Here is a 13,775-nt window from a genome sequence, read left to right as displayed (position 1 = left end):
ACTGCAGTCTTGGTTGACCTACTTGACTTGACCTGATTGACCTCAGTATCGTGGGTGACATGAGCACACCGCTGCAGGACCTCGTCGCCGCCGAGCTCGCCGCCAGCGGCCTCGACCAGACCGAACTCAACCCGAGTGATGTCGCGTATGTCGAGAACGGGATCCGCAGCGTGCTCTCCGGGCTGAAGGCACGCCGTGCGTGGGAAAATCATATCGGCGCGATCCTCACCCACAAGCAAGTCCTGGACGTGACCGGGTGGACGAAACAAGCCCTGAGCCAAGCAGTCCGCGATCATCGAGTGCTGCGACTGGTCGCCGCAGACGGGTCGGTGGGCTACTCGGTGACAGGGTTCGACGACAACACCCCTGCCCGGCCGATCCTCGGAATCAAGGACGTCCTGCGGGTGTGGGCGAGTGCTGATACGGGCGGGTGGATGGCTGCGTCGTGGTTGATGACCGAACAACCCGAACTCGGCGGACGCACCCCGCGGCAGGCGCTGCTCGACGGTGACGGACCGTCCGTCGCTGATCTTGCGCGCGCGGCGACCGAGCATCTCGCCGCGTGAGCGCTCCGCGTACCGCACTGCACCTACTCGCCCCTCCCCCACCGGATCACCTCCGCGATCGATTCCCCGCCTTCACAGTCAAGGCCGGCACGGAGGTATTTCGCTGCCACAGCGCAACTCGCGGGCCGTTGTGGTTCGCGAACGGCGGCCACGGACGCTTCGACCTCGCCGACGAGAATGGCACCTGCTACGCCGCCGAGTCCGAACAGATCACCCTCCTCGAAACATGGGGAGGGATGCGGGTCGTCCCGAGCAGCGAACTCACCGCACGCGCAGTCAGCCGGTTGGAGATTGTCGACACGCGGCCGCTCGCGGATCTGACATCGAACGCGGCAGCGCAATTCGGAGTCATCGCAGAGATATTCAGCACCGGGAACTACCAGCTGACGCAGCTGTGGGCAATCCGCCCTTCGCAGCGCAGGCTACGCCGGGATCCGGTACTGGGCGCGGCACGACCTCGCACATATGAATGCCTGCCTGGCTCTTTTCGGCACCGCTGGCGCATCATCGAGCGAAGTTTCAGGGAACTACGCGGTGACCGAGACCGACACTCTCTCTGAACGAGCAGACCTGATCGACGCGCTACAACGCAACACCGGCATCACCATTCTCTCGGTGCCGCCGTCTCTCTGACGCGACAATCGTATCGGTGCCGAGCATGATCAAGGTTTGTTCGACGACGGCTCCGACGAACAGATCGTCGGGTGCGTCGATGATCCGCTCGATCAGCCGCGGAAGTTCGTGCTCGCCGCCGCGCGCGGTGAGGCCTTTCGCGGCCGCGAACTCGAAGAACGTCTGGTGGAAGAAGCGGACACGCTCATCGACGGCGATCAGGACACCGCGAGCAGTCAAGGTTCGAAGGTCGCTGCGGAGTACGTCCTCGCCCGCCGGGTGTCCGCTTGCTGCAGCGACGTCCGCGGCGCGGCGGACGAGGTCGCCGATATGCGGTTCCGGAGTTCCCAGCGCCAGCATCGCGATCGCGAACATTCCGGCGGTCGCGGTGAGGTCGTCACCGCCGTCGATCGGCGTCTCCGGTCCGGTGCGGTGGTCCGCGGCAACTCGGCGTGCCCAGAACTGGGAGTACAAGCCGCTGACGTCGAGTTCGAGACTCGGAAAACGAGGCGCGGACAGGGAGAACAGCAGGCGTAGCAGCAGTGGGCTCGTGCACACCTCGTCGACAAGCAACCCGCGTGCGCGAGCGGAGGTGATCGCCGTCAGCGGGTCGGTGGGCACGGACGCATCGTCTGCGCAGAATTCCTCGGTCAAGACAGCGATCGCCGACGGCAATTCGCGCTCGATCGAGTAGGGCCCGAGGTGCACCTTCTGGCCCACACTCGCTGGCAGGTACGCGCTCTCCTGCGGTCTGGTCGTGGCCACCACCGGCACGCCGGCCCGGGTGAGCTGGTCGAGTAGATCGACGACATCGAGCCTGGTGGATTCGTTGTGCAGCAACAGATCTGCAGTGTCGAGTAGCAGTACGGCGCCGGGTTCGGTGACGACGGCTTCTGCGATGTCCGCAGTCGATGTGGTGCGCGATCCGTCTTCGCTGCGCTGCAACCAGGTCGCGGAGACCATCATCGGTCGGCGCTTACGCTCCTGCAGCGCACGGTGCAGCGACCACAGCAACGTCGACTTTCCGTGCCCGGCTTCACCGACCACTATCTGCGGGGTCACGCCCGGTAGCTCGAGCCGGTCGAGCAGCGCGGGTTCGATGCCGCGCGGGACGTACCAATGCTGATCGGCATGGCTGTCGAGCGGTTGGGCAGCAATGCTCTCGACGAGCCGATCCGACAGGCGCGTCAGCCGGTCCCAGTGATTGGAGCGAAGGAATCCGTGGTGGATGTAACCGCCCACCGCACCTGGCGGGCGCGGGACGATCTCGCTCACCGGTTCGGTGCTGCGACGCCCGGCAGCATCACCCGCAACACTGCGTCGACGACATCGGTGGCGGCCTCGTTCGGGCGGGTCAGGCATCGGAAGAGGACATTGTTGGTGAGCATGATCGCTACTTCCATCACGGGGGCATCGGCGGTGAATACCGCTGCCTCTCGTCCGCGTTCGAGAATCGGCACGACGGCCGAGGGGAGGTAGAGGTTTTCCAGGACTGTGGTGACTGTGCTGGGCTGCTGGAATTGTTCGAAACTGAGCGCCAACAGCATTCCCGAACTCATGGCTCGGTTGCCGATCACGAACTCCCCGATCGCGGTCAGGGTGCGGCGCAGCGCGACGAGGGGTTCGACCGCTAGTTTTTCGTCGGCTCGCCGGAGCCGGAGCACCCGGTCGAACTCGGGTTTGAGCGCAGCGACGATGATGTCGATCTTGCTAGGGAACAGTCGAATCAGATCATCGAGGCGGATCCGTGCGGCGCGGGCGATGTCGGCGAGGGTGACCAGGAAGTATCCGTGGTCGACGAAGAGGGTTTCGGTCGCTGAGATGACTTCGGCTTCGACGTCGCCGAGCATCGGATCGAGGGCGATGTCCGCCGCCACAGCGTCCGCGTCGGGGATCGACCGATCCGAATGCACCGGGTCGATCGCCCATCGCATAATCGATTCGGTAGCGGCGCCGACATCACCAGCGTCGATGGTGTCGGGTGTGAGCATCTCGCGTAGGGCCAGTCCGTCGAGGAGCGATCCCAGAATGGTCGAGAGCATCGTCAACGACAGTGGCTGCCGGACAGAACCGCCGCGTGCCTGCACGGCATCTCCGACCAACGTCCGGAAGTCGGTATCGAAGCGTTCGAAGTCGGGCACCACTGCTTTGCGGGCGCCGTCGTGGTCGCCGGCGAGAAGTACCGCGAGCATCCGCCGACGCATCAGGCCGGAGGTCATGTCGCCGAACACGCCGCTGACCTGCTCTGCGCGCGCAGATGCCGACCGGTGCCCGTCCGCGGACCCCGCGGCAGAGGGGAATCCGACGTACCCGATGGTGATGTTCTCGAGCAGGTCCTCGACGAACGCTTCCTTGCCGCCTGTGCCGCCGGCGCGGGAACTACCGGGGTAGGTGTTGTGGAAAGTTTGCTGCGACAGGCCGGCCTCGTCGACGACCGCCGAAATCGACAGAGCACGCACCATGTCGGTCATGTCGAGTCTGCCGAGAAGACGCGAGCCAGCCTGCAGCAGTTGCTCCCGAGGGGTCGGCTTCGAACTCATCTGGTAACCACCTCGATCGAGCGAACATGGACATCGAACTATAACCAATCGGCCGCTCCGACCGCAGAATGTAGTTCGAACTACACCTGAATGTAGCCGATACCCAAATATGGGCCTTGATATCGAGAGCGATTGTGTTGCAGTCGATCTGGAGACATGTTGAGATTGCGAAAAGCTTCAATCACCAGCTGCCTCGTGGCCCGTACAACGGACGCACGCGGCCGCATAGCGCTCTCGGACAACCCGCTCAACAACGGATCCTGGGTGCGCTTGTCCTCGACGCCGCAGTCGCCGATCCGCATCCCCAGTCGCCCCGTCAATGACGCGGTGCCCCGTTCGTGATGTCGACTCATGTCAAATTTGAGAGGTAACGATCATGGTTCTCACCGCTCCCCCGCCGCCGTCAGGCATTCGGCCGGTCACGCCCGGCCGCACCCACTCGCTTCGGTCGCCGCTGCGGACCCGGATCGTTCCCAACGCCGCACCGACCGCCCCTGGCCCGCAGGCGCAATACCACTCTGCGGCCACCCGCGCCGTTGTTCCCGGCCGCCCCGCGTATGCGAACGCCTTATTAAGCAGCAGAGAAATAGACGTTCTTCGGGCCTGGCTGTACTGCGACTCGAAGATCGGGGTCGCTGCGACCCTGCACATCGCGCTGGGAACGGTCAACACTCACCTGACCCGTATCCGAATCAAATACAGCGCAGTCGGACGGCCCGCCCCCACCAAAGCCGCGCTCGTCGCCCGCGCGCTGCAAGATGGAATCGTCGCGCTCGACGACCTCTGACGACCACCTCGCACCGGCGTGAGGAGCGCCCCTCGACCGCCAGCGCATAGGGGAGACGGCGTCGGTCAGTACAGTTTACGTAGGCAACGTCGGAGTGCTCACGGGTGACTGTGCGCGGCAGGGATTGGTTTGTCAGAAATCAGCTCTGGAAACAACAGCCCCCGCTGGAATGTCAGCGGTCGAAATCAGTTATTTTTCAGACGGTTTCAGTAGGTGACAGCACAGTCGAACCCGCGGCATGGCTCATCGAAACCATGCATGCCAGCGCGACGGCGGTGTTGCCCCGCCGTCGCATCCAGGTCGGCTCAGTCGCAGACCGCTTTGGCTGCATCCTCCGCGGTTGCGAGGGAACCGGTTTCGTATTCTCCGATTGCCGCGACCTTTGCCGCTGATGCCGATGTCGGGTCGAAGGTGTAGCCCAGCCATTCCTTTGCCAGGCGACGCGCGAGTTCGATTCCGATGACACGCTGGCCCATGCACAGCACCTGGGCATCGTTGCTGAGTACGGCACGCTCCACCGAGAAGCTGTCGTGCGCCGTGACGGCCCTGATACCGGGAACCTTGTTGGCGCTGATGGCCACTCCGAGACCGGTGCCGCACACCAGCAGCGCACGATCGGCCGACCCGTCGGCGATCATGCGTGCCGCGGTGACGGCCACGTGCGGGTAGGCGGTGTGCTCGTCGGTTCCGACGCCCACGTCGGCGACCGATTCGACTCGGTCGTCCTTCTCCAGATCGGCCAACAGTGCTTGCTTGTACTGCAGTCCGGCGTCGTCGCATCCGACGACGATTCTCAGCTTGCTCATGATCTACGTTCCTTGCTTCGTGAAGAGTTCGGCGACGGTGGCGACGCACATGCTGAGCGACACCGCGCCCGCGTCGGGGGTCCCGACGCTTTTCTCGGCCAGGGGACGTGCTCGTCCCACCTTCGGACGGAGTTCCGCGGTGCGCTGCGCAGCGTCACCTGCCACGTTCACTGCGTCGGACCATGCAGTTCGCCAGTCACTTCCTCCGGCAACGGCTTTCTCGACGGCGCCGACGAACGGGTCGAGAGCGTCGAGCATGGTCTTGTCTCCCAGCGATGCACCACCCAGGGATGTCAGGGCGTCGTACCCGGCTCGCAGTGCTTCGGCGACGGCCGCGTCGTCCGGTACGCCGTTGTTGCCCAGTCTGTTTCCGATGGCTGTCAGTGCGGCACCCCACAACACTCCGGATGTTCCACCTGCTTTCGCTGCCCATGCCGAGCCTGCGGCCGCGAGCACCGATCCGGTGCCGCCGTCTCGGTTGACGGCATCGTCCGCGGCTTCACGTGCAGCAGCCGTACCCTTCACCATTCCTCGGCCGTGGTCGCCGTCTCCCGCGACGGCGTCGATGCGGCCGAGTTCGTCCTCCGCAGCAGCCATTCGCTCCGCCAGGGCTTCGAGGGACGATGACACGAACCGAGCGCACTCCCGCGAATGTTCGTCGGACTCCGGCATTACCGCGGACGCAGCCTCGGCCACGTCGTCGGCCGACCGACGCTCCCCGGTATCTGCCGCGACGACTCCCTTGCGATAGGCAGGAGTGTCCGCCGGCGCGGTCCAGAACCTCTCGAGTTCGTCGTCGAGCCACATGACGGTGAGCGAGCAGCCTGCCATGTCGAGGCTCGTGACGAGTTCCCCCACTTCCGGGTCGACGACGGTGTATCCGTGCTCGCGCAGTCGACGCGACACCGTCTGCCACACGACGAACAGTTCCTCGTACTTGGTTCGGCCGAGCCCGTTGAGGATCACCGCGATGCGCTCTCCGCTGCCTTCGGGCTTCTCGGCGAGCACGCCATCGACGAGCAGGTCCGCAAGCTCGGCGGCCGTCGGCATGTCGTGGGAGGACACCCCGGGCTCTCCGTGAATACCGAGACCGAGATCCATCGTCCCCTTCGCCACCGTGAACAGTGGGTCCCGGGCACCGGGCATCGTGCAGCCGTCGAAGGCGACGCCCAGCGTGCGGGTGGCGTCGTTCGCGGCGATTCCGACCCGCTCGACACCGTCCAGGTCGTATCCCTCGTCGGCAGCGGCCGACGCGCACCGGAACACCGTGAAATCACCGGCGATCCCGCGCCTCTTGGCGATCTGATCCTTCGGTGCGCTGGCGATGTCGTCGGTGACCGCGAGGTACCGGGCGTCGATTCCCTCGGCGCGCAGCTTCTGCACCGCGAGACCGAAGTTCATGACGTCGCCCGCGTAGTTGCCCGTCGTCAGCAGCACTCCCCCGCCGCGCTCGACTGCACGCGCCACCGACGCGGCGTCGTCGGCCGACGGGGAGGTGAAGATGTTTCCCACCACGGCACCGTCGGCGAATCCACGACCCACCACTCCGCAGAACGCCGGATAGTGCCCGGACCCGCCGCCGACGACAACCGTGGCCTTGCCCTCGGGTGTCGCCGTCGCACGCACCACCCCACCGGGGACACCGACGACGTACCGCGAGTTGGCGTCGAGGAATCCGTCGAGCATGTCTTCCATGAACGACGCTGGGTCGTTGAAAAGCCTTGTCATGACTGGTCCTATCGGAGTCTGAGACCGGATTCGCGGTCGAACAGGTAGATGCGTTCGGCCGGAGCGGAGAGCGCGCATCGATCGTGGCTGCGGTAGCTTTCGCGTGCGGGGGTCTGCACCAGAAGTTCGCCGCCGCCTGCGACGGAAATTTTCGCCTGGCCGAACTCCATCAGGTGCTCGAAGTAGTCCACCGACGCAGCGATCTGTCCGTCACCGGCCACACCCGCGACGATCGACGCGTCCTGCGGGCGGATACCGACCTTGACGGATGTGCCGTCGGAGACATCGGTGACGTCCACCGACAGTGTGCCGTCCCCGATTTCGACGACACTGGACGTTCCCGAACGACGGACGACACCGTCGAGAACGTTGATCTGCGGCTCGCCGACGAACCCTGCGACGAACAGATTGGCCGGATCGTCGAACACTTCGTCGGGAGTGCCGAACTGCTGGATGACTCCGCCGTCCATCACCGCCAAGCGGTCCGCGAGGCTGAGCGCCTCGACCTGGTCGTGAGTGACGACGATCGTGGTGTACCCGAACTCGCGCTGCAACATCTTGAGTTCGCGTCGAACTCGTTGGCGTGCAGAGGCATCGAGGTGCGAGAGCGGCTCGTCGAGGAGCAGCACCGGAGGGTTCCGAACGAGGGCCCGCGCCAATGCGACGCGCTGCTTCTGCCCACTCGACAGTCCTGCCGGACGCAGCTCGAGCAGATCCTCCATCTCGAGCCGGCGAGCGATGGAGTTCACGAGCTCGTCGGCACCCTTGACCTTGCGGGCCTTCAACCCGTACGCGAGGTTCTCACGAATGGACAGCGGCGGGTACAGCGCGTAACTCTCGAATCCGACCCCGACCTCACGTTTTCCGGGCGGAAGGTCCGTGATGGTCCTGTCGCCGATGCGGATCTCTCCACTCGTGACCGTCTCCAGGCCCGCGATCATCCGCAGAGTCGTGGTCTTGCCGCATCCGGACGGGCCGAGGAGCGCAATCAGTTCACCGGGCTCGATGGTGAGATCGATGCCTTTGACGGCCTTGAACTCCTCACGCCCACGCGACGAGTAGGTCTTGACCAGGTTGTCGAGCGTCAGGCTCTGCGCGACGGTCGTGGTGTGTACGGCAGTCATCTACTGCTCCTTGCTGTCTGCCGCGCCCAGGCGACGAGTTTCGACGTCCGACGCCCCGTCGGTGCCGTCGAAGATGTGGATGTCCGACGCGTCGACCGACACGGTCACCGTCGCACCTTCGGTGATGTGACGTCCGCCCTTCGACAACGCGATGAGAGTGGTTCCGCCGAGATCGACGGACACCTCGACGTCGCGTCCGAGACGTTCGGCGAGTACGACGGTGCCCTCGAAGTTCACCTTCCCCGGCTGCGTCGACGCCTGCGCGAGCACGTCGACGTCGCAGGGCCGAATGCCGATGCGCGCGTTGTCCCCTCTCGACAGCATTGCCGGAGCGGACACCTCGATGCTGCTTCCCAGCACGCGCAGCGATCCGTCGTCGACGGTTGCGTCGTAGAGGTTGATCTCGGGCTGACCGAGGGCCTTGGCGACGAACGTGTCCGCCGGTGTACGCCAGATGTTCTCGGGAGTGTCCACCTGGACCACACGCCCCTCGCGGAGGATCGCGATGCGATCTCCCAGGGCGAGGGCTTCCTGATAATCGTGGGTGACATAGACGGTGGTGGTCTTGGACATCTCACCCAACTGCCTCAGTTCGACGCGCATAGCCGCGCGAAGCTTCGCGTCGAGGTGCGAGAGGGGCTCGTCCAGCAGGTAGACGTCCGCCGGACGGACCAGCACGCGACCGAGCGCGACACGCTGACGTTGACCGTTGGACAGCTCGCGTGGGAAACGCTTCAGCAGGTGGTCGATGCCGAGAGTCGTCGTCACGGACTTGATGCGTTCGGTCTGCTCGGCTTCGGTGTACTTGCCGGTGCGTCCGGACTTCAGCGGCGATGCCAGGTTCTCCGACACGGTCTTCTGCGGGTACAACGCGTAGCTCTCGAACGCCATCGCGACGTTGCGGTGGTACGGCTCGACAGCTGTCATGTCCGTGCCACCGATGTGGACGGCACCGTCGTCGACCTCGACCAGTCCTGCAATGGACTTGAGCGTCGTGGTCTTGCCAGCCCCGGACGGACCGAGGATGACGAAGAACTCGCCGTCCGCGATGTCGAGATCGAGTCCGTCGATTCCGATCTTCTTGCCGTACTTCTTGCTGAGTCCTTTGACTGCAAGCTGTGCCATCTAGGATTTCACCGCCCCGAACGAGAGACCGCGGACCAGGTAGCGCTGAATGGTGAGCGCCAGGATCAGCGGTGGGAGTGCTGCGATGACTGCTGCCGCCGCAGTGAGGTTGTAGTAGGCCTGTCCGCCACCACCGAGGTACTTGGTGATCGCGACGGTGACCGTGCTGGCGTTGCTGTCGGACAGGATGAGCGGGAAGACGTAGTTGTTCCACGCGAAGATGAAGGCCAGCAATGCAGCTGCAGCGATGCCCGGGCGCACCAACGGAAGAGCGACCATGACGAACGCCCGCGAGCGGGTGTACCCGTCGAGAAGCGCGGCCTGTTCCAGATCCTCCGGCAGATCCTGAAAGTAGGACCGCAGGATCCAGACGACGAGCGGCATGGTGACCAACTGCAGCACCCAGATCATGCCGACCTTGGTGTCGAACAACCCGATCTGGTTGTAGATGACGAACAGCGGAACGATGACCATCAGCTCGGGCGCGAATCGGAACGAGAGCATCTGGAACATCAGATCGTTGCTGCCCTTGTATTGCCAGCGACCCGCCGCGTAGGCAGCGGGGATGCCGATGACGAGCGAGACGATGACCGCGCCGCCGCAGTTGATGAGGCTGGTCAGCAGAGACGACGTGAAATCGACGCTGGTGAGGTCGGTTCCGCGCTGACTGAGCACGGTTCCGAAGTTCTCGAACGTCGGCGTGAAGGAGAAGTACGTACTCGTCTGCTCGGCGTCGGACTTGAGCGCCAGCAACACCATCCACACGATGGGGAACAGCGAGAACACGAACCACACCAGCAGTACGACGTCCGCGGCGACCGAGGCCGGGGTGAACCGACGCTGCCCTGGAAGCAATTCCTTTGCCATGATGTCAGTTCTCCGCTCCAGCGGCGCGCCGCTGTGCTTTGCCGAGCACGCTCACGAGGAAGCGCGCGGTGATGAACACGAGGATCCACAGCAGGAACATGTAGGTGCTGCCGCGGGAGTAGTCGAGGTTGATGATCGAGTCCTCGAACGCACCGATCTGCAACGAACGGGTCGCGACACCCGGCCCACCGGCCGTGAGAACCCATGGCACGTCGAAGAACTTGAGGTTGTCCATGAAGCGGAAGATCACCGCGACGAGGACGTACGGCCACAGCATCGGCAACATGAGCCGGCGGAACATGTAGAACCAGCTCGCGCCGTCGACCTCGGACGCTTCGAACGGTTCCTTCGGCAGGGAACGGATGCCGGCGAGAACGAGAATCGCGACGAACGGCGTGAAGATCCACAGGTCGACGAGGATCACCGAGAACAGCGCGTTCTGACTGCTCAACCAGTCGAACGTGTTGCCCAGTCCCAGAACGTGATTCAGCACACCGAACTGCGGGTTGAACATCAGCTTCCACACCACCGCGGCGATCACCGGCGCGATCATCAGCGGAAGGATCAGCACCTTCTCGAAGATGCGGCCGACGATCGACGACCGGTTGAGCAGCAGCGCAATGATCACGCCGATGACGGTCTCCACGATGGTCGCCACCACTGCGAACGTGCCCGTGACGCGCACGCTCGACCAGAACTGCGCGTCACCGAGAACGCTGGCGTAGTTGGCGAAGCCGACGAACACCGGGTTCGGGTTCACGGCAGCGTAGTTGAGGAACGAGTACCACGCGCCGACGAAGAACGGGTACAGAATTCCGACGACGATCAGGACGGCGGGAACCGACAACAGATACGGACGCAGCCGACGACGCCACCGCGGCACCTCGGGCTTGGCCGTGGAACCCGGAACAGGCGCGCCCGTCGAACGCGAAGGCTCAGTGCGCGTGGCCATGACGTACCTCTTTCTGAAAAGTCATCACAGGTTCACCTTCGAGGTGTTGGTTTTCGCCAGTCCGTCGAGCCGGGACTGAGCGTCGTCGCCGCCGTAGATGTCCTGGAGTGCCGACGCCCAGTTCTGCGTGGTGTCGAAGAACTTCTTCTGCGGAGTGAACTGGATCTTCGACTGGTCGATCACGGTCTCGAACGTCTCGAGATAACCCGCTTGGTCGGCGACCTGGTCTTTGAAGACACCGTCGAACACGGACTTGCGGACCGGGTCGGCGTAGATCCCGCCCTGAACAGCCTTCGACATCGCTTCCTTGCCCGTGGCCCACTGCATGAACAGCCAGGCTGCGTGCTTGTTCTTCGACATCGAGTTCATCGCGAGCGACCACGTCCACAGGTTCGTGGCGTAGCTGCCGTCGGGACCTGCAGGACCGGGGTACCACCCGATGTTGCCTGCCTGCGCCGATGCACCCGGCTTGTTCTTCGGGTAGGTCGCGCTGTCGGCGTCGAACACCATCATGGCTTTGCCGTCACCGAGATCACCGGTGGCGTTGGGGTAGTCGTAGGATGTCCACGACGTCGGTCCGGCCTTGTGCTGCATCTCGATCCACTTCTCGGTGAACGCAACTGCCTTCTCCGAGTTCATCCGGGCCTGCAACTCGCCGTTCTCGAAGACGTAGTCCTGCGCACCTTCGCGCGTGAACTGGGTCATGAAGCCGGGGTGAATCGTCGCCCACGATTTGGACCCGCGAGTCGCGATTCCGTAGCGGTTCTGCGAACGATCGGTGAGGTCGATGGCCAGCTGCACGAAGTTGTCGAAGGTGTCCGGCAGGGTGATGCCGTTGTCGTCGAAGAACTTCTTGTTGTAGGCGACGACATTGTTCTCGAATCCCCACGGCAACGCCCACTGACCACCGGTGCCGAGCGGTGAGCCCTGCTCGAAATCCCAGCTGGTCGACGTGCGCAGACCCTCGTAGATGTCCTCGAAGTCGTACTCGGCGCTGGTGGCCGAACTGTTCTGCAACCAGGGGTTCAAGTCCTCGAGCCACCCGGGCGGACCGTACTGCCAGATGAAGTACGCCCCCAGCATGAAGACGTCGTGCTTGCCTGTACCGCCGGCGAGTTCGGTGTTGAGCTTGGTGAAGTAGTCCGCCTCGGGCACCAGGTCCGCGTTGACGGTGATGCCGGTCAGCTGTTCGAACTCGGCGAGCAGCGGTTGGAACGACTGCTGGTACGGGTGCGGGGTCTGCAGGATGTTGAGGGTCGTACCCTCCACGGCCTTCCAATCGAACGACCCGCTCACCTCGCCGGCGCCGTTGACGGCGTTCACGCCACCTCCGACTCCGCAAGAGGACAGAATCGGCACCGACGCTGCAGCGACGCCTGCCAGTCCCATCGCGCGGAGCATGTCCCGCCTCGAGAATTGACGATAAGTCATGGGTAAGTCTCCAAAGTGCTTCGTGCAGGAGCGAATCAGGACGGGATCAGCGAAACCTTGACCGACTCTGCGCCGCTTCCGACGAGGTCGAGGCCCTTCTGGAAGTCGGAGAGCGGTAGTTGGTGGGTGCAGATCTTGTCCATCGGCAGCACGCCGGACTCGATCATGCGGATGGCCGCCGGCCAGCAGTACGGGCCGAGATGCGCGCCGAGGACGTCGAGTTCCTTGTCGTCGGAGATGATCGACCAGTCGACCGTGACATCGCTTCCGAAGACGCCGTATTCGACGTACGTGCCGAGTTTGCGAAGCAGGTTGAGTCCCTGCGGAACCGCAGTGGGATGTCCTGTCCCTTCGAGGTAGACGTCGGCGCCGTAGCCGTCGGTGAGGTCCTTGACGATCTTCTCGGCATCCTCGTTGCGGATGTCGATGACGATGTCGGCGCCGCATTCCTTCGCGAGCGCCAGCTTCTCCGGCTGCATGTCGAGCGCGATGACGTGTGCCGGGCTCTTGGCCCGTGCGCCGGCGATCATGCCGAGTCCGATCGGGCCGCAACCGGCAACGACGACGACGTCGTCGAACGTGATTCCCGCCCGCTCGACGGCGTGCAGCGAGCAGGAGAGGGGTTCGGCGAATGCTGCATGCGCGGCCGGGATGTCCTTGGACACCTTGTGTACCAATGCCTCTGCGGGGTACACCATGTAGCTGGCCATGGCGCCGGGAGTGCGACGCTTGAATCCGTACAGGTCGTGCGGCGCACACATGTGGTACTGGCCGCGCAGACAGAATCGGCACTCCCAACACGGCACGATCTGCTCGGACACCACACGGTCACCGACCGAGACGTTCCACCTGGCCGACGCCTCGTCGTCGATCACGACGATCTCACCCACGAACTCATGGCCGGGAATGACGTCGGTCTCGGCCCATGCGGGTCGGTTCTCGTCGCCCCAGAACTTCGCTGCGCCGTGGTAGCACTTCAGGTCGCTTGCGCAGATCCCGACGGCCTCGACGCGGACCAGGGCTTCGCCGGGGCCGGGTACCGGTACCGGCACTTCCTCGAGCCGGTAGTCCTCCGGCCCGTGGCAGACCACGGCCTGCATCTTCTCCGGGATTGTCGTGTCCGGCATCTATGACTCCTCGTTCAGCAGTTTCGTGTCCGCGCGGTCGTCGCGGGTGAGGCGAGACATTGCCTGTCGGCGATGTGTTGGCGCTCACATTAACGAAGAGGTATACATAT

Annotated in this window: 14 protein-coding genes; 4 read left to right on the top strand and 10 right to left on the bottom strand. The window is 64.1% G+C overall.

Annotated elements, in window-relative coordinates; translation table 11 throughout:
• Positions 1–59: 59 nt before the first annotated feature.
• Positions 60–566, top strand: coding sequence for a hypothetical protein (locus CH293_RS17940; protein WP_037104602.1), 507 nt, complete (start codon positions 60–62; stop codon positions 564–566).
• Positions 563–1,126 (top strand): RES domain-containing protein, encoded by a 564-nt coding sequence (locus tag CH293_RS17935; protein WP_255122895.1) that lies wholly within the window; start codon positions 563–565, stop codon positions 1,124–1,126. The genes CH293_RS17940 and CH293_RS17935 overlap by 4 nt, the downstream gene beginning before the upstream one ends.
• A 22-nt stretch (positions 1,127–1,148) precedes the next feature.
• On the opposite strand, the gene CH293_RS17930 is transcribed toward CH293_RS17935, so the two are convergent.
• Both CH293_RS17930 and CH293_RS17925 read right to left on the bottom strand, forming a co-directional pair.
• A complete protein-coding gene (locus CH293_RS17930) occupies positions 1,149–2,453 on the bottom strand; it encodes a hypothetical protein (RefSeq protein ID WP_094720985.1) in 1,305 nt (434 codons plus the stop codon).
• Positions 2,450–3,718: a TetR/AcrR family transcriptional regulator gene (locus CH293_RS17925; protein WP_094720984.1), complete on the bottom strand. Its 1,269-nt coding sequence runs from the start codon at positions 3,716–3,718 to the stop codon at positions 2,450–2,452. Before CH293_RS17925 ends, CH293_RS17930 begins: the two co-directional genes overlap by 4 nt.
• 195 nt (positions 3,719–3,913) lie before the next feature.
• Here CH293_RS17925 and CH293_RS28230 point away from each other — a divergent pair, with 195 nt between their 5' ends.
• Together CH293_RS28230 and CH293_RS17915 are read left to right on the top strand one after the other, a co-directional pair.
• Positions 3,914–4,060 (top strand): hypothetical protein, encoded by a 147-nt coding sequence (locus CH293_RS28230; RefSeq protein WP_170945281.1) that lies wholly within the window; start codon positions 3,914–3,916, stop codon positions 4,058–4,060.
• A gap of 34 nt (positions 4,061–4,094) precedes the next feature.
• Positions 4,095–4,505, top strand: coding sequence for a LuxR C-terminal-related transcriptional regulator (locus tag CH293_RS17915; protein ID WP_094720983.1), 411 nt, complete (start codon positions 4,095–4,097; stop codon positions 4,503–4,505).
• Positions 4,506–4,810: 305 nt separating this feature from the next.
• Here the strand turns inward: CH293_RS17915 and CH293_RS17910 are convergent, their stop codons facing one another.
• The 8 genes from CH293_RS17910 to eltD all read right to left on the bottom strand — a co-directional run bounded on the left by CH293_RS17910 (position 4,811) and on the right by eltD (position 13,665).
• Complete coding sequence (locus CH293_RS17910) at positions 4,811–5,311, bottom strand: ribose-5-phosphate isomerase (protein ID WP_094627377.1); 501 nt, start codon at positions 5,309–5,311, stop codon at positions 4,811–4,813.
• Between the two features lie 3 nt (positions 5,312–5,314).
• On the bottom strand, positions 5,315–7,039 hold the full coding sequence (locus CH293_RS17905; RefSeq protein WP_094720982.1) for a dihydroxyacetone kinase family protein: 1,725 nt from the start codon (positions 7,037–7,039) through the stop codon (positions 5,315–5,317).
• 8 nt (positions 7,040–7,047) lie between these two features.
• The gene (locus CH293_RS17900; protein ID WP_094720981.1) at positions 7,048–8,163 is read right to left on the bottom strand and encodes an ABC transporter ATP-binding protein; all 1,116 of its coding nucleotides are present in this window, start codon (positions 8,161–8,163) and stop codon (positions 7,048–7,050) included.
• Positions 8,164–9,288 carry an ABC transporter ATP-binding protein gene (locus CH293_RS17895; RefSeq protein WP_019667190.1) on the bottom strand — a complete coding sequence of 375 codons (1,125 nt, stop codon included), beginning with the start codon at positions 9,286–9,288 and terminating at the stop codon, positions 8,164–8,166. It lies immediately after the preceding gene.
• On the bottom strand, positions 9,289–10,155 hold the full coding sequence (locus tag CH293_RS17890) for a carbohydrate ABC transporter permease (protein WP_019667189.1): 867 nt from the start codon (positions 10,153–10,155) through the stop codon (positions 9,289–9,291).
• 4 nt (positions 10,156–10,159) lie between these two features.
• Positions 10,160–11,107, bottom strand: a complete 948-nt coding sequence (locus CH293_RS17885; RefSeq protein WP_094720980.1) for a carbohydrate ABC transporter permease — start codon at positions 11,105–11,107, stop codon at positions 10,160–10,162.
• Between the two features lie 24 nt (positions 11,108–11,131).
• Positions 11,132–12,508, bottom strand: a complete 1,377-nt coding sequence (locus CH293_RS17880; RefSeq protein WP_020113133.1) for an ABC transporter substrate-binding protein — start codon at positions 12,506–12,508, stop codon at positions 11,132–11,134.
• Positions 12,509–12,573: 65 nt separating this feature from the next.
• Entirely contained in the window at positions 12,574–13,665 is a 1,092-nt protein-coding gene (gene eltD, locus CH293_RS17875) for an erythritol/L-threitol dehyrogenase (protein ID WP_037104577.1), read from the bottom strand.
• Positions 13,666–13,775 lie beyond the last annotated feature (110 nt).

Source organism: Rhodococcus sp. 14-2470-1b (assembly GCF_002259415.1).
Classification (GTDB): Bacteria; Actinomycetota; Actinomycetes; order Mycobacteriales; family Mycobacteriaceae; genus Rhodococcoides.
The sequence above is the reverse complement of the archived record's forward strand: the minus strand, read 5'-3'. Positions and strand labels throughout refer to the sequence as shown.

Bases quoted from the DNA above. Each gene is read 5' to 3' on its own strand.
- CH293_RS17915 (WP_094720983.1), top strand. From the start codon at position 4,095: ATGGTTCTCACCGCTCCCCCGCCGCCGTCAGGCATTCGGCCGGTCACG.
- CH293_RS17940 (WP_037104602.1), top strand. From the start codon at position 60: ATGAGCACACCGCTGCAGGACCTCGTCGCCGCCGAGCTCGCCGCCAGC.
- CH293_RS17925 (WP_094720984.1), bottom strand. From the start codon at position 3,718: ATGAGTTCGAAGCCGACCCCTCGGGAGCAACTGCTGCAGGCTGGCTCG.
- CH293_RS17910 (WP_094627377.1), bottom strand. From the start codon at position 5,311: ATGAGCAAGCTGAGAATCGTCGTCGGATGCGACGACGCCGGACTGCAG.
- CH293_RS17905 (WP_094720982.1), bottom strand. From the start codon at position 7,039: ATGACAAGGCTTTTCAACGACCCAGCGTCGTTCATGGAAGACATGCTC.
- eltD (WP_037104577.1), bottom strand. From the start codon at position 13,665: ATGCCGGACACGACAATCCCGGAGAAGATGCAGGCCGTGGTCTGCCAC.
- CH293_RS17880 (WP_020113133.1), bottom strand. From the start codon at position 12,508: ATGCTCCGCGCGATGGGACTGGCAGGCGTCGCTGCAGCGTCGGTGCCG.
- CH293_RS17900 (WP_094720981.1), bottom strand. From the start codon at position 8,163: ATGACTGCCGTACACACCACGACCGTCGCGCAGAGCCTGACGCTCGAC.
- CH293_RS17885 (WP_094720980.1), bottom strand. From the start codon at position 11,107: ATGGCCACGCGCACTGAGCCTTCGCGTTCGACGGGCGCGCCTGTTCCG.
- CH293_RS17895 (WP_019667190.1), bottom strand. From the start codon at position 9,288: ATGGCACAGCTTGCAGTCAAAGGACTCAGCAAGAAGTACGGCAAGAAG.
- CH293_RS17890 (WP_019667189.1), bottom strand. From the start codon at position 10,155: ATGGCAAAGGAATTGCTTCCAGGGCAGCGTCGGTTCACCCCGGCCTCG.